At 56.6% G+C, this 16,539-nt stretch carries 16 protein-coding genes; 2 read left to right on the top strand and 14 right to left on the bottom strand.

The genetic code is table 11. The features are described 5' to 3' along the window. Positions 1-1,008, top strand: a complete 1,008-nt coding sequence (locus tag ACRZ9U_RS17650) for a flagellin (RefSeq protein ID WP_170408692.1) — start codon at positions 1-3, stop codon at positions 1,006-1,008. Next, positions 1,005-2,099 carry a flagellar basal body P-ring protein FlgI gene (locus ACRZ9U_RS17645; protein ID WP_170408693.1) on the top strand — a complete coding sequence of 365 codons (1,095 nt, stop codon included), beginning with the start codon at positions 1,005-1,007 and terminating at the stop codon, positions 2,097-2,099. The genes ACRZ9U_RS17650 and ACRZ9U_RS17645 overlap by 4 nt, the downstream gene beginning before the upstream one ends. Positions 2,100-2,137: 38 nt before the next feature. Here the strand turns inward: ACRZ9U_RS17645 and ACRZ9U_RS17640 are convergent, their stop codons facing one another. From ACRZ9U_RS17640 to ACRZ9U_RS17575, 14 genes are all read right to left on the bottom strand, one after another. Beyond that, complete coding sequence (locus ACRZ9U_RS17640) at positions 2,138-2,782, bottom strand: DUF1523 family protein (RefSeq protein WP_170408694.1); 645 nt, start codon at positions 2,780-2,782, stop codon at positions 2,138-2,140. Between the two features lie 10 nt (positions 2,783-2,792). Continuing rightward, a complete protein-coding gene (locus ACRZ9U_RS17635; protein WP_170395242.1) occupies positions 2,793-3,059 on the bottom strand; it encodes a hypothetical protein in 267 nt (88 codons plus the stop codon). 1 nt (position 3,060) lies between these two features. Beyond that, positions 3,061-4,398, bottom strand: coding sequence for a DUF6638 family protein (locus ACRZ9U_RS17630; protein WP_170408695.1), 1,338 nt, complete (start codon positions 4,396-4,398; stop codon positions 3,061-3,063). Between the two features lie 148 nt (positions 4,399-4,546). After that, positions 4,547-4,879 (bottom strand): hypothetical protein, encoded by a 333-nt coding sequence (locus ACRZ9U_RS17625; protein ID WP_170408696.1) that lies wholly within the window; start codon positions 4,877-4,879, stop codon positions 4,547-4,549. Next, positions 4,876-6,807 carry an ATP-binding protein gene (locus ACRZ9U_RS17620; protein ID WP_170408697.1) on the bottom strand — a complete coding sequence of 644 codons (1,932 nt, stop codon included), beginning with the start codon at positions 6,805-6,807 and terminating at the stop codon, positions 4,876-4,878. Before ACRZ9U_RS17620 ends, ACRZ9U_RS17625 begins: the two co-directional genes overlap by 4 nt. A 55-nt stretch (positions 6,808-6,862) precedes the next feature. Next, positions 6,863-7,987, bottom strand: a complete 1,125-nt coding sequence (locus tag ACRZ9U_RS17615) for a hypothetical protein (RefSeq protein WP_170408698.1) — start codon at positions 7,985-7,987, stop codon at positions 6,863-6,865. Between the two features lie 317 nt (positions 7,988-8,304). After that, entirely contained in the window at positions 8,305-9,384 is a 1,080-nt protein-coding gene (locus ACRZ9U_RS17610) for a coiled-coil domain-containing protein (protein WP_170736835.1), read from the bottom strand. A 210-nt stretch (positions 9,385-9,594) separates the two neighbouring features. After that, positions 9,595-10,026: a hypothetical protein gene (locus tag ACRZ9U_RS17605; RefSeq protein ID WP_170408700.1), complete on the bottom strand. Its 432-nt coding sequence runs from the start codon at positions 10,024-10,026 to the stop codon at positions 9,595-9,597. Positions 10,027-10,249: 223 nt separating this feature from the next. Further along, entirely contained in the window at positions 10,250-10,717 is a 468-nt protein-coding gene (locus ACRZ9U_RS17600) for an Hsp20 family protein (RefSeq protein WP_170395206.1), read from the bottom strand. Between the two features lie 122 nt (positions 10,718-10,839). Further along, a complete protein-coding gene (locus ACRZ9U_RS17595) occupies positions 10,840-11,658 on the bottom strand; it encodes a trypsin-like serine peptidase (protein WP_480902535.1) in 819 nt (272 codons plus the stop codon). Beyond that, complete coding sequence (locus ACRZ9U_RS17590) at positions 11,655-12,440, bottom strand: trypsin-like serine protease (protein ID WP_170395202.1); 786 nt, start codon at positions 12,438-12,440, stop codon at positions 11,655-11,657. Before ACRZ9U_RS17590 ends, ACRZ9U_RS17595 begins: the two co-directional genes overlap by 4 nt. Positions 12,441-12,557: 117 nt before the next feature. Then, positions 12,558-13,871: a glycolate oxidase subunit GlcF gene (gene glcF, locus ACRZ9U_RS17585; protein WP_170408701.1), complete on the bottom strand. Its 1,314-nt coding sequence runs from the start codon at positions 13,869-13,871 to the stop codon at positions 12,558-12,560. 3 nt (positions 13,872-13,874) lie between these two features. Beyond that, positions 13,875-14,969: an FAD-binding protein gene (locus ACRZ9U_RS17580; RefSeq protein ID WP_170408702.1), complete on the bottom strand. Its 1,095-nt coding sequence runs from the start codon at positions 14,967-14,969 to the stop codon at positions 13,875-13,877. A 50-nt stretch (positions 14,970-15,019) separates the two neighbouring features. Then, positions 15,020-16,459, bottom strand: coding sequence for an FAD-linked oxidase C-terminal domain-containing protein (locus ACRZ9U_RS17575; protein WP_170408703.1), 1,440 nt, complete (start codon positions 16,457-16,459; stop codon positions 15,020-15,022). Positions 16,460-16,539: the final 80 nt, after the last annotated feature.

Below are 16,539 nucleotides of genomic sequence, written 5' to 3'. Positions count from 1 at the left end.
ATGACACTGAATTCGATCGGGGATCTGGCCCGCGGCCTTACCCTCAGAACTCGCAGCGCCGAGATCAAATCACAAATCGAAACACTGTCGTATGAGATGTCCACCGGCAAGGTGCAGGATATCTCGGGTCGTCTTGGTGGTGATTACTCGCACCTACTGGATCTAGATCGCAGCCTGGAACGGTTGGACGCGCTTTCCATCGCCACCGCCGAGGCGCAGCTATTCACGGACGCAATGCAATTGAGCTTGACAACGCTAAGCGGCTCGGTCGCCGAGATGTCAGCGTCGCTGCTATCATTCGGCACGGCGAACCAGACCGTGACACATGAACAAGCATCGGTTCAGGCACGAAATGAGCTCGACACAATGATCTCAGCCCTGAATACGCGGGCGGGAGGGCGCAGCCTGTATTCTGGAACATCGACTGACGTCTCACCTCTGACCTCCGCTGAAACATTATTGACAGCGCTGCAGGCCGAATTGATAGGGCTGACCTCCCTAACAGATATCCAACAGGCCGCTGAGGATTGGTTCAACGACCCCGCCGGATTTGATGCGGTGATATATCAAGGTGGCACAGACACCTTGGCTCCGATGCAGATTTCCGAGAACGAGCGGATCACGCTTCCGATCACTGCGACAGACCCCCCGCTCAAGGACGCTTTGCGCGATGTTGCGGTTGCGGCTCTGGCCACAGATGATGCGCTTGGATGGACACCTGATCTACGAACCGCATTGTTCACGCAGCTTGGTGTTGAGCTGGCCAATACACAGGATGCGACGGTCAATTTGCGCGCCCAGGTCGGCGCGGCTGAGGCGCGTGTGGAGCAAGCCGCAACGCGCAACGCCGCCGCAAAGACCAGCGCTGAGCATGCGCGCAATGCGTTGATCGCTGCAGATCCCTATGAGACTGCGGCACAGTTGCAAACCGTGCAGTTCCAACTGGAGAGTCTGTATTCCGTGACCGTTCGCAACGCCAACCTGTCACTGGTGAATTTCTTAAGATGAAGATACTCGTATTCCTTTTGATAGTCTTACCGTGCATTGCCAATGCGGGGGCCATACGCCTGAAAGATCTGGTGGATTTCGACGGTGTCCGCGGCAATGATCTGGTTGGCTACGGCCTTGTGGTTGGCCTGAATGGCACCGGCGACGGCTTGCGCAATTCTCCGTTCACCGAAGAGATTATGTCCAACATTCTCGAACGGCTGGGCGTAAACGTGAATGGCGAAGATTTTCGCCCCAAGAACGTCGCCGCCGTATTGGTCACCGCCACCCTACCGCCCTTCGCGCGCGTCGGCGGTCAGATTGACGTCACCGTCTCTGCCATTGGAGATTCCAAAGGACTTCTTGGGGGGACATTGATCATGACACCCCTGAATGCAGCAGATGGTCAGATTTATGCCGTGGCGCAAGGGACAGTGCTAGCCGGAGGCGCTGCGGTTGAAGGCGAAGCAGCGTCGGTTGTAAGCGGGGTGCCGACATCGGGCGTCATACCCTCGGGCGCGCGTGTGGAGCGCGAGATCGATTTTCAGCTTGCTGATTTGACTCAATTCAGACTGGCGTTGAGAGAACCGGATTTCACGACTGCAAGCCGCATAGAGGCCGCCATCAATAAGGAATTCAACCGAGCGGTCGCACTCATGCGCGATTCCGGCACTGTGGAGTTGAGCATTGAGGCGACGCGGGCCGTATCAACCGCGCATGCCATTGGACGTATTGAAAACATTCTGGTCGAACCCGAAAGCAAAGCCCGCGTCGTGGTGGATCAAAGATCGGGCACAATTGTCATGGGTCGGGACGTCAGGATTTCACGCGTGGCGGTATCGCAGGGCAACTTGACCCTCACAGTCGAGGAAGCCCCGATTGCTGTTCAGCCAAATCCGTTTGCGCGAGGCGAAACAGTCGTTGTTCCGCGCACCTACGCTGGGATCGAAGAGGAAGAAGGAACGGGGCTTGCTGAAATCCCCGAGGCAACCACCTTGTCCGAAGTGGTCGCCGGGTTGAACGCCTTGGGCGTGTCGCCACGCGATATGATCGACATCCTGAAAACCATCAAGGCTGCCGGGGCGCTTCATGCTGAGTTCATCGTGAGATGAGCAGTCAGACCACAGCGTGCGCCTTTTGGTGTACGGTTTTACTTGGATTTCCAACTGTCCAGCCAGCGGCGAAAGCCCTTGCGCTTTTCATCTATTGCATCACCAGCGGCGTAAAGACCATCTTCCATGTTCTCCAAAACAGGATCGATCTTCTTTTGCCGAAACCGCCGCCATCGAACCCAGATGGCCCAAACCAGCGCAGCAAACAAAGTCAGGAAGACAATATTGAACCACGGGATGATGCGGACATCCGGCCCCTCGACATGCCGGATGAAAATTGCGTTGGGAAAAATCGACATGAATTCATTCCGCCAGCCGTAGTGCGTTACGACCACCCAATCGGGGTTATCTTTGGTCGACTTGGCATCGTTGGCCTCGGTGTAAAGGTTCGCAGTGTCGAACTTGAAATAAGGCGGCCAGCCCCAACCGGTGTCTTCGTTGCGATAGACAATCGGCTTCCCGTTGGCGCGTACGGCCTGAATGAACTGTACATCGCGGTTTGACAGGCTGGTGGATTGATCTTCAGGCTCGGACCAGAAGATTCGCGTCCAGTCCGTCAGGTCCTGACGTTCCTCGTAGGTGTTGACGATCCGCACCACATCGTGCTGCGGTAGGGAATACTGCAAGATCACGGCGATCGTGCCCCAGAAGATGATAATGAACGCCCATTTCACATAGGCCATGCCTTAACCCTCACATGTAATTCACGATGTAGATCAGCGCGCCAATCGCCACCCAAGGTACAATATAGACACCCAAAATCAGTTTGCGCCGGAATGAGTTGTCGTAGACGTGCAAACCACGCGCAACAAACGCTTCTTTGTTACCGGTTTTGCCCTTTTCGTCCCACCACGTCTCCAACTTTCGCCGCCTAACTCCTCGCGAATAAAAGGACAGCGCGAAATAGGCAATCGTCTGGATCACCAGCAGGATCAGAAACAGGCGCATCGCTCCGAACATCTTAATCTCTCCTGACCGCGCCCCAAGGGCCGACCCGTGCGATCACTGTTTCGCTGACCCGGTCATTGCCTGACATATCCGGTTCATGACCAAATAGAGCCGCCCGCGCACCAGCCTTGTCCACCTGATACTCGCGGGCAAGGAAGTCGGCAACATAGGCTTTCTTGGTCTCGGGCCAGGTCCTGTAAGTACTATAAAACAATTCCTTGTGGCAGATGAACATCTGCCGCGGATCCAGCGGAGCCAATTCGGTCAACAGCATATTCACCAGATCGCGGTTCGGCGTATCGGCTGCGCGCAATGTGTAGAAATAAGCGGGATGATCCGAGGTGATGCGTGGCCAGCGCCCGCCATCGGTCGCCCAGCGCAGCAATTGTGCGAGGCCGTGGTACGCCTCGGGCAGGCGATCCGCGTGGTTGCGGGCCAGTCGTCGCATATCGCTGCGATCCAACCCGCTCAGATCAACATCTGCGTCAGCAGCCGCAGCAATGGTCAGAAAGTCCATTTTCTGTTGCAGGATCGCGGCAGCATCCACGCCGCGCGCTTTGACAATCGGTTCAACCAGATCGTTGTAGTCCAGAAACTTTGCGATCTGGTTCCGCTGCGACGGGCCAAAGACATATTTGATCGGCATATCGTCAGGCTTTTCGCCCATGCAAATCGCCGCCGGGTGATCCATATCCGGGAACAGGTAGAGCCCGCCAAAGTGTGCCGTCCAGAAATTACGCTGCTCGAATGCGGTATGGCGCAGGCGAACGGGATTGCGAGTGACGTCGCCGGTTTCCTTGGCCGTTTCGATCATCTTGGCGATCAGCACATCGTCGAACCATGCATCCTCTTCGGTTTTGAAACGTTCGACCATGCCCGCTAGCTGCTGGGCCTTGCGTAGGGTGCCGCCTGCGGTGTCGGCCTCGATCTCGATCTTGCTCAGGTTCAACAGGTCGCGCGGCGTGCTGAGTTTGATGACCGAGTTCACCAGCTCTCCGGCCACCGCATCGGCGGCGGTCAAGGCAAACAGTTGCGCCTCGTTCATATCGATGAATTCGCGCAGGATATCGCGCGAGGTCGAGAATTTGACGTTCAGCAAAGGCGCGCGTTTCTGCTCGGTCGTCAGCAGGATGAACTGCCGGTTAACCCCGTTGGGGTTGAGGTAGAGCTCATCCTCCAGCTCAATCCCCACCTCTGGCGAATAGCCCGAGATATCGACATGGAAATCCGTTAACGCCGTAGTCTTGCCCGTCAGATGCTGCAGCGCGCGGTTATACCGCTTGACCAGAGCCGGGCTGGAGATGTGGATGAGATTGCCGAACATCAGGCCTTTTTCGATGAGGCGGATCATAACAATTGCCTTCCCGCGCAACGGTAGCGATGCGCCCGGCCTGAGGGTGGGTGCGGAACGCGCCCGCCCTGGGGGCCGGGTCGGGCGCGTCGCGGCTGCGCCGCGATATCACTCTCAAACAGAAACCTGTACTCCAAGAATTCGAAACTCATGCTCGCAGTCCTTTTGCAAATGCAAAAATGATCGCGAAACCAAGGGGTACTGCAATCAACCAGAACTGTAGCTGAAAATAGACCATTACATCTGCGGGATTTGCGTTGCCAACGTCCACGGCAAATCGGTCGACAAAAAAATCCATCAAAGTGTAGCTGGTAAGAATTGCCAGAACAGCGCAAACCGCGCCATATACGAAGAAAGGAAGAAAACATTTCTTTCCGCTTTCTTTAGCCGCACGAGATGTTCGATAGGCTCGGAACCCTATTGGAATAGCAACCACAGTGCTCAGTAGAAGAGGCAGACCTATAGCGATCAAATAATTCACCCCTTCCCCTCCAGATACCGCCGCTTGGCCTCTTCCATCCGACCCATCTCACGCACTGCGTTTTCGATGGCGACCTCGTCACTCTTGTCGGCATAGCGGAATTCGCTGTCGGCGTAGCGGTTGATCTCCTGGATTACCATTTCCACCGTGATCGGCTGGCGCAGGTCGTCGATCATCGCCTTCTTGGTGTCGTAGTCGCGGAACAGGAACAGGTCGGGGTTTTCCATCCACTCGTCGGGCAGTTCGAAATCCATCGCGCGGACCTTGACCGCGTCGGTGATGTTCTTGATCGCACGGCCGGTGAACCGCTCATCCGCCTGCTGGATCGCCTTGAGGTAGGTGCCCAGCTTGGCAATCGTGTCCATCTGGCCGATCTCGCCAGACACCCGGTCATAGACCTGCAGCAGGGCATCCTCATGTGGACGGGAGTGGCTTTCAAAACTGGCGGCGACGGCCTTTTTGATCTCCTGCGCGGCATAGGCTTCGTGTTCACCCAGCGGGATGTCGTGGTTACGGCCCATCAGCAGGTGTAGGATGTCAATGTAATCCTCGCGCGTTTGCGGCCCATCCACCAGGAACCGCGCGCCCGCCCGCTGGCGCAGGGCGTCGTCCACATTCTCGGGGTAGTTCGAGAACATGCCAAAGGTGCAGTTGCCCCGCACAACGGTGTTGGCGCCCGCAAAGCTTTCCATCAACACAGCGGTGATTTCCAGTTGCCCGGCCGAAGACTGCCGGTCGCCCCGTTTGCCCGCCAGTTGGTCGATATCGTCGATGGTGCCGAAGCCGATGACCGAGGGGTCGATGATCATGTTGATAAAGGCCTTGGCATTCTGGCCTGATTTGCCCTGATAGCTGTCGATATTGTCGGTGCTCAGATTCTGATAGCGGAACGGATAGCCCGCATTCTGGCAATAATCGTTGATCAGCCCGGCCATCATCTGGATCAGAGTGGTCTTGCCGGTGCCCGGTTTGCCGTCGCCCATGAAGGTGAAGATGAACCCGCCAAGCTCGGCAAACGGGTTCAGGCGTCGGTCGAAGTCGTAGGCCATCACCATCTTGGCCAGTTTCATCGCCTGATACTTGGCGATATGGTTGCCCACCACCTCGTTCGGTTTCTTGAACGTCATGGTTAGCGTGGTGGATTTGGCTTTGGACGCAGGTTCGAACCCCCGGATTGTCAGGTCATCCGCTTCGATATACCAGGCGGCATTCTGGAACGGTGCCAGATGGCCTGCGGACTGGGCGCGTAGAGCGACCTTTTCCATCAATTGCTCGGCATAGGCGCTGGTGGCTGCGATCAGGTGGGCATCATCGGGGGCGTGTTTGGCAAGGGTCTGGTCCAACTCCCACAGCGCGCCGTGCAAGGCGAGTTGGCCGTTGTCGGTCAGGACCTCTTCGATCTCACCGATATCGACAGTGGTCTCTCCCAGATGCGAGGACATCAAGTACGCCAGCGCATTGCCGAAGGTGTGCGAGGTGATCAGAGCCTCGGCAGTCAGCAGTTCCGAGAATTCGGTCTTTCGCGCGGCGGGCAAATCGCCCGCAAGGTTCGCGCGTTTCAAGTCTGCCAACGGTGTCTGTTCGGCGTAGGCCTCGCTCACCGCCAGAGCGATGGCAACCGCACGGCGGATTGCCTGCTGCGTTGTGGCCTGCGGTGGCGAGACCAGCGCATCGCCATCATCCGAGGCCTCGATCCGTTCGACCAAATGCACCCCGTCTGCGCGCACTGTGCGCCGTGTCACCAAACCCGGCGTGGTGGATCGAAACCTCCGTCCGGTCGACACCCCCGGCGACCGTTCCGTCGACGTCTCCAGCGCTTTGGCAATCCGCGGCGCGTGTTCGAACCCATTCAGCAAGGCGGTCGCTGCCGGGTAATGCTTGCGAATATCCGCCTCGCGCAATTCCATCTGATCTGACGTCAAACTCATCTCAAAAACCGCCCTTGATTCATCTTTTTCAAAAATACTCTCGCCGAAGGCGAAACTAATACCTCAACACCTGCCCTGACTTGCTGACCACGAACTTGCGCACATCGGCAAACCCTGGAGGGTTACGCTCGGCCAGCACCTGAAACGGACGCTGGGGCAAGATGATCGACCGTTGGGTGCGTGTGGCCCCGGTTTCGGCCCCTTGCGCGCCGAATGGGTCGAGCGCAAAAACCTCGCGTTCGACGGTCGAGAACCATCCGGCCCGCTCTTCGATCACCTCTTCGCTTTCCAACTCTTCTGTGGTCCAGGCCAGCGCCCAGTCTTGACCTTGCGGAGATTGCGCATCCTCCAGCACCTGCCGCAGGGGGCCGGATTGTTCGGTATAGGCCGAAGAATACATTGGCCCCACATGAATGCGGCGCAGGTGTTTGGGGTGCAGGTCGTCGAAATCCTGATCGAACCCTTTGGCTATGGTCACCAGTTTCAACCCGCCCAGAGACTGCGCCATCAGATGCGCCTGCACTTCGGGCCAGCGGCGTTGGTCTTTGGGAAGGGCGGTTTTGCCGCTGTCCTCCAGTTGCATCAGGTAGATCACTGGCAGGTTGATCTGGCTGTCATAGACCGCCCAGTGGATCATGAACTTCCGCCGTTCGCCCTCATTCCCGATCCAGTGGCACTCGGGATCGTTGCGGGCCCAAAACAGCTGACCTTTCAGCAATTCCTCATAGTAGAGCCTTTGTGACAGCGCGAATTGCAGCTTGGTGGGGATTTCCTGATCGCCAATGATCGTCCGCACCATGTCAGTTTTTAGGTCATCCTCGGACGGCATATTCGCCAGATGCACCTGCGCCTGCTGCGCGTCATTGGCCATGGTCAGCAGCTCAGCCGCCACCGGAAAACCGCTGTCACGCTTGTCCATCGCAAGGCTGCCAAAAAACCGTCCCGTATCGCGACCGACCAGCAGATACTTCATGGAAAGCGCGCGGAAGGTGTAGAGCAGCCCCGAGAGGTAGCGCGACACGATCCGCACCTCTTGCTTGCTGATTGCGCCCTCCGCCTCCATCGTCGCGGCCACGCGCAGGAGGTGGACGGTGATGACTTCGAATTTGCGGAAATAGCGGCGTGAGGCGAAGGTGTCGGTCAGGCCGACATGGTCTTGGGTGGGGTTGGTATCGGTCATCTTGGGGCGTCCAAGTCCTTCCCGTTTTTGTCGATATGAAACCACCATCTAAAGAGAGGCGAACCGACACTATGCAGTACTACTTGAGGGTTGATCCCAACCGAGTGCTGAAAACGCCGCCCCCTTTCGCTGCCCCAACTCAACCAACACAGAAGTCGCATTAAGCAAGCCGCAATTACTGCCATAAGCAATACCTGTAGCACTTCAGGATAAGTCGGCTTCTGATCTATGAAACCAAATTTTTCCAAGAATCTCGGCACCTCCAAGGGACCAAGACTAACTGCTAGTAATAGAAATTGTTGGTGAGCGAAACGCACTTAACCACCATACAAATTCTTATCATGCTTCTCGACAATCGACGCGAACCGGCGGGCAAAGCGTTCATCTGCCTTGGCCTTTTTCTCCAGCACGTCGCGGGCAAAGACCATGTGGTCCTCATGCGCCTCAAGCATGTCGGCCATTTTCTGATTGGTCGCGGTGCCGATGGCGGCCATGGCGGTTTGCGCCTCTTGGTCGGTCTGCACGCCGATCTCGTTGATGCGGTGGGCCACGTCCTGCTGCTGGGCGGTTTTCAGCGATTTGGTCAGGGCGTCATACAGCACCACGCGCTGCTGCGTGTCTGTCTGCAGCTTGTTGATCAGCACCATCTGCGTCGCCGCCTGGTTCTGCAGGGAATCGACCCAGGTCTTGCCCTTTTCGATATAGCGCTCCAGCGTCTGGGACTTGGCCAGCTTGACCTGCTCTTCCTGAACCTTGGCGTTGTATTGCTTGTTCAGCTCGGCCAATTCAGTCTCTAACTGGGTCCGCGCCGCAGCATCCTGTTCCACGCTGATCTTGTTCTCCAACGTAATAATAGCCGGGTCCATGCCCTGAATCTCGGCGCGCAGAGCCTCCAGTTCGGCCACGGTCGCCTCTCGGTCGTCCAGCGTCACGGTCAGGTTGTCCTCGACCTTCACACGCTGTTCTTCCAACACGGACAGTTGTCCCTCCAGCAGCTTCACGATCACATCGGATTTAGCGATCAAGTCCTGCAGCTTGTCGTCGATATTGGCCGTGCGCATACGCTCCTGCCGCATGGACTCGGATTTGGCCTTGGCGAAGATGCCAACGAACGACTCCCACCCGGTTTTCGAACGCATCTCGTCAAAATCCTTGGAAAACGCGTTGGTCACGTCGTCGAGCCCCATGATCAGCTCAGCGATGTTGGCGTTCATCACCTCGGTATGGGCGTGCACATCTTCCAAAGTCGCATTTTCAATGTCGATATCTGCCTCTGCGGTTCCGATCTTGGCACGCGCCGCTTCGATCCGTGAGGTCAAGCCTTCAATCTGCGACTGGCTTTCGCGGACTTTCTGTTGCGTCTCTTGAATCAATGCTTCGAATTGCTGGTTCGACATCTGCTATCCCTATTCTTCTTATCATCCAATGACATAGGGAATGTTATGGCAATTTACATCCCCTTGGGTCTCCAAATCACCAAGACTGTGACAAACTCGACGCTAAAAAGATAGACGCAGAGACAAGGCCGAGACACATTGCCTACTGGTTTTCAGAAGGGAAAATAGAAGCTCTTGGATTTCTTAAGTTGAAGTTGCCGAAGGGCAAGCTCAGTAGTTTGAGTAGCGGAAATTAACCACAGCATCATCTTGAATAGCGCAATGGGTTTTTATGTGGCTCCGCGCATCATTGCTGTCCTTTGAGCGCGCGACCTCCAGATCAATCAGATCGATGCCATCAGAATTTGTCGTATAGGAAAGCGTCCGCTCAAAATCGACGGCATAGTAGCCTTGATTGCTCATGGCGGTGTGGGTCCGATGCATACAAAGCCCGATCGCATTCTCCTCGGGCGAAACGTGCGGGTGCTTCTGGTATTTTGATCCGTGCTTGTGATGGTGTTTGGCGATCGACGCTCCCAGCACACCCAACGCGACCCCAGCGATAAGCGCTCCGGTATCGTTGGCACGGGTTGATGTCGCGGTCAGTGTGGTCGATGCAACAACGGCACAGACTATAGCGGCAAAAACGGATTTCATTCGCATCTATTTCGTCTCCCTCTGTAGGCAGTGAACAAAATTCAGTTCATTGAAGTGTTCCAGAAGAGACTAGCCTGACGACCTAAACTATTGCCAGATTTTCGTGAAAACGTGTTGCCCACCATGTCCGTGTTGCGATGGATACAACTTCGCCCCGCGCCTGGAGGAACGCGGGGCGTGTGGTGCGACAATCCAGAGAGGCGGGACTGTCGCTAAGTGATCAACAGCCTCAGTTCACGGCTTTGGCGTCAACCACGTCCTTTTCAATGGCCTTGCCAGACGAAATTTCGATCCGGCGCGGCTTCAGGGCTTCTGGTACTTCGCGCTTCAGATCGATGTTCAGCATGCCGTTCTCATGACTCGCGCCGGTGACACGAACGTGGTCGGCCAGAGCAAAGCGGCGCTCGAACGCGCGGGTGGCGATGCCACGGTGCAGGTAGCTGCGCTCTTTTTCGTCCGAAGCTTTCTTGCCGGAAACCACCAGAGAATTTTCCTTTACCTCAACCGACAGATCGGCCTCGGAAAACCCGGCAACAGCGACCGAAATGCGGTAGGTATCAGCATCGGTCTTTTCGATGTTGTAAGGGGGATAGCTGGGCTGAGCCACGTCATTGGTCAAAACCCGGTCCATCATGTCTGCAATCTGGTCGAAACCGATGGTTGCGCGGTGAAGTGGTGCGAAGTCAAATGTACGCATGTCGTATCCTCATCTTTGAGCGATTCACGAAATTGCCCTCCGAAATGGACGGGCGGTGATTTATGCCGGACCCCAGCTTTGGCGATCCGGTAGAACTCAGATGGGAAGTAAAAGGACCGGGTTCAAGACCCGCCCGCGCTGAGGAATTTAGCACCCGAACTGGACTTGGCTGAACCCGGCTGCAATCTGCGGATTGTTGCCGTTGGTCGGGGCGCTTCGCGACGTAAAATCGCCTTGAGTTCCGAGACAATCCCCGACAGCTCCATCCCGTAGCCGATCTTGCGTTGACCATCCGATGCGCCCGCCGAAACAACCGACAGGATCTGCCAACGCGGGCCTTTTTTTGCTAAAATAGCGGAGCCCGACGAACCGAATGTAATATCGCAATCAAAGCTAATCAGCCCCTGCCCGCGTTGCAGGATGCGGCAAGAGCGTTGGCGCGTGATCGCCTCGGCGCGACCGCGACCATACGAGGCGACGCTGATTTCGCTGTCGCTGACGCGGCCGCTGTGCAGGGCGAACGGATCAGCAATCGAATAGGGAATCGGCTCTTCCAGCCGCATTAGAGCCACATCAATTCGAACACGTGACGCCGATACCGGCGCATTGGCAACAAAATCGGGATGAGTCGCAATCTGGATGACCTTGCGATCCGCAAGCGCCTGACCGTCGCTCAAACCGGCGCGAAAGGTCAATTCACCGGGGGCATAGGGTTTTCCGGTGGCCTTGCTCACAGCGCAATGCGCCGCTGTCAACACAATGTCCTTTGCGATCAAAGTACCGGTGCAAAAGCCCTGATCGCCGATATCCAGACGTCCGACCGCCTCCCACCCATACAGATCATCGCGATCCGTCAGTCGGCGCTTGCCGCTGGTCTGGGCCTGCGCGGCAGTTACGAGAATTGAAACAAGCAAGGTGATACTTAGAAAAACACGCATCATGGCTTAATGAACTTTGCTCCGAGGTTTTTGGTGTTGTTGTCCAATGTGGCGTTCATACCCCGCCCCTGCGAAAGCTCGGCCCGCAACAATTCCAGCGATTCATCCAAGGCGGTGCCCAGCGCAACGCGTTGACCCTGCAATTCGGCCTTCGCTGCAACGACCGACACAATGCGTGGCCGCTCGCCGTCAAACGAAAAGATCGGCGCGCCGGATGCCCCGAAATCCACGTTGCAGGACATAACCAGAATTCCAGCCTGTCTCCCAATGACGGAACAGACTTCCTGCAGTGCTGGCGCTTCGGCGCGGTCATGCGCGTACGAGACAACCCCCACCTCTTGACCGCGGGCAGGACGACGTCCGGTTTCGAAAGGAATGACCGAGGTGTTGCGGATCGGCTGCCACAGCTCGATCAGCGCAATATCATGACGCACCCGCGTTGCAGAAACATTGCCTTCATACACATAGTCGGGGTGAACCACTGTTCGACGCGCCGGGCGATAAGCCGAGGCGGAACCGAGGCGCCAACCGGCCAGAAACTCGATCCGGGCCGGATTAATTCGCTGTTTCGTGGTTTTGTCGTACAGACAATGCGCAGCCGTCAGTACCAGAGTCGGAGATATCAGCGATCCGGTACAAAACCCGGTGCCGTCGATATCCAGCCGACCAACTGCCATCCACTCGCGCCCAGCATCGGTGGTTTCCAGGCTCCTAAGCCCAGTATCCTGCGCCTGTCCTGCCAAGGGCAGTAAGCTGAAGACAATAGCCGTGATCCAGTTGCGCACGCGGGTCTCCGGTCATGAGGTCCGACCAAGATTCGTATGCCGTTGGTGCGGCGAAAATAGGGCAATTGCCCCTTGGATTAAATTCAACCGGACCTGATGCGCGGGTGCAGCAATCGATCAGCGCAGTTGGGGTACCCCAGCCATGCCGTCGCGCAATGCGCGCGGTTCCGGCCCTCCGGTGGCCCAGTCCAGCAGCTCGACTGTGTGGACAACGGGCGTGTCAGTCCCAGAGCCGATCTGCATCATGCATCCGATGTTACCTGCCGCGATAACATCAGGGTTCCTAGCCTCAAGCGTGCGCACTTTTCGTTGTTTCAACTGACCCGAAATCTCAGGCTGCATCAGGTTGTAGGTTCCTGCACTGCCACAGCACAAATGACTATCTTTAGGCTCTAACACTGTGAATCCAGCAGATTTCAGCAGGTTCTTGGGATAAGAGGTAACCTTTTGCCCATGTTGCAATGAACACGCCGCGTGGTAGGCAACAACCAGTTCTTTCTTGTCGCTGTCCGGCATCTCTAGCTGCACCAAAAGCTCACTGATATCCATCGCCATGGCGGATACACGCCCCGCATCCACCGCCAGCGGATCACTGCGGAACATGTGCCCATAATCTTTAACCGTGGTCCCACACCCCGAGGTGTTGATCACGATCGCATCCAGACCATCACCATCCATTTCGCGTGTCCAGGCCCGGATATTGGCTGCAGCAGACGCATGGCTTTCACCGGTTTTACCCATGTGATGGGTTAATGCGCCACAACAGCTGGCACCTTCGGCGACAACGACCTCGCAGCCCAATCGGGTCAGCAGGCGAATCGTGGCGTCGTTGATGTCGGTGTTCAGCGCTTTTTGCGCACAGCCCGTCATTAGGGCGACGCGTTTCTTCTTAGCGCCTTTTGCTGCAAAGCTCTGAGGGTCATCATTGCGACTGACTGGTGGAATATATCTCGGCGCCATGTCCAGCATCGCCTTTAGCCGAGCATCCGGCATCAGAAACCGGAACGGACGACCCAGCTTTGCCCCGATTAGAGCCCAGCGAAAGCGTGTCGGATAAGGCAGGATTCTGGCCAATATCCAGCGCAGAGCCCGATCCGAGAACGGGCGCTTGTAGTTGTCTTCGATATATTCCCGTGCGTGGTCCACGAGGTGCATGTAATGCACGCCCGAGGGGCACGTGGTCATGCAGGCGAGGCAGGATAGGCAGCGATCGATATGCTTGACAGTCTTTTCGTCCGGAACACGCTCATTCTCCAACATGTCCTTGATCAGATAGATGCGCCCGCGAGGGCTGTCCAACTCATCGCCTAGCACCTGATAAGTCGGGCAGGTTGCTGTACAGAAACCACAGTGAACACAATTTCGGAGTATCTCGTTGGATCGCTGAATCGCTGGGTCTTGCAACTGCTTTTCGGTAAATTTCGTCTGCATCGCCTACCCCATCAGACCCGGATTGAACACGTTCCGAGGGTCAAATCTCTTCCGAATTGCCTTTGTTAGAGCCTGAATCTGCGTGCTCTCCGGTTGGAACCGCCCAAATTCAACAATGGTGTCAGCCTCTGCACGTACCAGCGTTGCATGTCCTTCAAAGTGACCCAGTCGTGCACGCAGATCGGTGCCCTTTGGCACCAATACCCAGATCAAGCCCCCGCCCCAGTCAAATAGGGTTCGATCCGCGTCTATCCGTTCTGCAAGGCTGGCTGCATCGCCGGGTTTCACCGATAAGCGCCAGACATCACCTTGCAGATCCTTAAACGCACGCAGATCACGCAGATCGACCCAGCGGTTCCTCGAATTCTCTAACTCGGTGCATTCGCCCCCAAGGATTTCGCGCAATCGACCTACCCGATAGGCAACCGAGTCGGCAAATCCTTCGATCCGCAACAGCGCCTGCCCACCCAGTGGATCATAGGCTGCGCTGCTCACCTCGAAGGGGGATTTCAGGGCAGTGGACATGAGATCAACTGCGGTTCCTACATCAGCGGCCCCGACTGCCAGAGTGGTCTCGATCTCAGGTCTAGGCAGCACTTTCAGTGAGACCTCGGACAGCACCCCTAGCGTGCCCCAGGAACCCGCCATGAGCTTGACCAGATCGTAACCGGTGACATTCTTCATCACCCGCCCGCCATTCTTGATCACCTGCCCCAACCCGTCGACATAACGTACGCCCAACAGGAAATCCCGGCACGCGCCAGCCTGAATTCGACGCGGCCCCGAGATGTTGGCCGCGACAACACCGCCGATTGTCGGTTCCCCCGTGGTGCCCAGCAAACCGCGATGATCCATCGGCTCGAACGCCAGTTGCTGGCCCTCGGCCTCCAAAGCCGCTTCGATCTCAGTCACTGGAGTCCCGGCATGCGCGACCAGAGTCAATGCGCCCGGCTCATACTGTGTAATTCCGTGCAGTCCTGACAGGTTCAGCACAGGATCGGGCCCATCAAGGCCGCGCGTGCCGCCTCCGGCAATATGCACTGGGCCATCCAGGCCGGCAACGATGTCCGCAAGTTCAGCCTCGGTTTCAGGTGTCATGGCACTTCATCTTTTCGCAAATACTCTGGGTATTGATGGGGAAGGCTCATCTATTCCGCGGCCATCCTGCGCGTGGCAGACGCCTTTAGCGGAAACACCTTGGCTGGGTTCAACAGCCAATTCGGGTCAAACACATCTTTCACCGCCATCTGCGCCTCAAGATCCTGTGGTTCATATTGGTGTGTCATCAGATCACGCTTTTCGATGCCGACCCCATGCTCACCAGTCAGGCAGCCCCCCGCATCAACGCAAAGCTTCAGGATGTCCGCCCCGAACGCCTCACATTTCTCAAGATCGCCGGGTTTGTTGGCGTCAAACAGGATCAAGGGGTGCATGTTGCCGTCACCAGCATGGAACACATTGCCGACTGGCAGGCCATAGTCTTTGCTCAGCTCCCCGATCCGGCGCAGGACGAAGGGTAGCGATGAGACCGGGATCGTCCCATCCAGACACATATAATCGTTGATTTGCCCCATCGCGCCGAAGGCCGATTTCCGCCCCAGCCAGATACGGGCGCTTTCATCAGCCGATTGGCTTTCTCGCAGCTCAACCGGATTATGCCGCTTGGCGATCTCGATAATCTTCGACAACTGGCTATCGATCTCTGCCTCTGATCCTTCAACTTCGACAATCAGCAACGCCTCGCAATCAGGATAACCCGCTTGGGCGAAATTCTCGCAGGCTCGAATACAAAGGCGGTCCATGAACTCGATCGCGACAGGCAATATGCCCGATTTGATTATGTCAGAGACGCATTGACCGGCTACTTCATTATCGTCAAAGCCCATCAGAACGGGACGCGCGCCCTCAGGTTTGCGCAGGATGCGCAACGTTGCTTCAGTTACGACACCCAATTGCCCTTCGGATCCGCAGATAACACCCAACAGGTCCAACCCGCCAACATCCAGATAGGCACCTCCAATTTCGACCACGCTGCCATCCATCATGACCATAGTCACACCCATCAGATTGTTGGTCGTCACCCCGTATTTCAGGCAATGCGCGCCGCCGGAATTCATCGCGATATTCCCGGCAATGGCGCAGGCAAGCTGGGATGAGGGATCGGGAGCGTAAAAGAAATCCTCTTCTTCAACGGCACCGGTTACACTCAGGTTGGTTCGGCCGGATTGCACCTTGATAAACCTGTTGTCGTAATCGATTTCCAGAACTTCGTTCATCCGTGCAACGCCTAGAATCACACAATCTGCCGTCGGCAGGGCGCCACCGGCCAATGACGTGCCCGCGCCGCGCGGTACAACCGGCACACCCAGTTCATGGCAAATGCGCAAGACATCGGAAACCTGCTGCGTGGTCGAAGGCAGTACAGCCAGCATTGGCGGGCATTTATAGGCGGTCAGCGCATCACATTCATAAGCCCTGGTCTCGGCCTCTTCATGGATAACAGCATCCTTCGGCAGCACTTGCTGTAGTCGCGCAACCAATGCCTCCTTGCGTGCTAAGACATCCGGATTTGGCTTGGGCATTTCCATCGCTGATCCTCCATTTGGTAAAATTATATTACCAATTTTATCGACTGGCAAGTTACCGAATCCAACAATAGTGTCGCGGC

It is taken from the genome of Ruegeria sp. D7 (assembly GCF_056534355.1).
Note: the sequence above shows the minus strand (reverse complement) of the source record. Positions and strands in the feature narration are given on the sequence as shown.

Bases quoted from the DNA above. Each gene is read 5' to 3' on its own strand.
- ACRZ9U_RS17650 (WP_170408692.1), top strand. From the start codon at position 1: ATGACACTGAATTCGATCGGGGATCTGGCCCGCGGCCTTACCCTCAGA.
- ACRZ9U_RS17645 (WP_170408693.1), top strand. From the start codon at position 1,005: ATGAAGATACTCGTATTCCTTTTGATAGTCTTACCGTGCATTGCCAAT.
- ACRZ9U_RS17640 (WP_170408694.1), bottom strand. From the start codon at position 2,782: ATGGCCTATGTGAAATGGGCGTTCATTATCATCTTCTGGGGCACGATC.
- ACRZ9U_RS17635 (WP_170395242.1), bottom strand. From the start codon at position 3,059: ATGTTCGGAGCGATGCGCCTGTTTCTGATCCTGCTGGTGATCCAGACG.
- ACRZ9U_RS17630 (WP_170408695.1), bottom strand. From the start codon at position 4,398: ATGATCCGCCTCATCGAAAAAGGCCTGATGTTCGGCAATCTCATCCAC.
- ACRZ9U_RS17620 (WP_170408697.1), bottom strand. From the start codon at position 6,807: ATGAGTTTGACGTCAGATCAGATGGAATTGCGCGAGGCGGATATTCGC.
- ACRZ9U_RS17615 (WP_170408698.1), bottom strand. From the start codon at position 7,987: ATGACCGATACCAACCCCACCCAAGACCATGTCGGCCTGACCGACACC.
- ACRZ9U_RS17610 (WP_170736835.1), bottom strand. From the start codon at position 9,384: ATGTCGAACCAGCAATTCGAAGCATTGATTCAAGAGACGCAACAGAAA.
- ACRZ9U_RS17605 (WP_170408700.1), bottom strand. From the start codon at position 10,026: ATGCGAATGAAATCCGTTTTTGCCGCTATAGTCTGTGCCGTTGTTGCA.
- ACRZ9U_RS17600 (WP_170395206.1), bottom strand. From the start codon at position 10,717: ATGCGTACATTTGACTTCGCACCACTTCACCGCGCAACCATCGGTTTC.
- ACRZ9U_RS17595 (WP_480902535.1), bottom strand. From the start codon at position 11,658: ATGATGCGTGTTTTTCTAAGTATCACCTTGCTTGTTTCAATTCTCGTA.
- glcF (WP_170408701.1), bottom strand. From the start codon at position 13,871: ATGCAGACGAAATTTACCGAAAAGCAGTTGCAAGACCCAGCGATTCAG.
- ACRZ9U_RS17580 (WP_170408702.1), bottom strand. From the start codon at position 14,969: ATGACACCTGAAACCGAGGCTGAACTTGCGGACATCGTTGCCGGCCTG.
- ACRZ9U_RS17575 (WP_170408703.1), bottom strand. From the start codon at position 16,459: ATGGAAATGCCCAAGCCAAATCCGGATGTCTTAGCACGCAAGGAGGCA.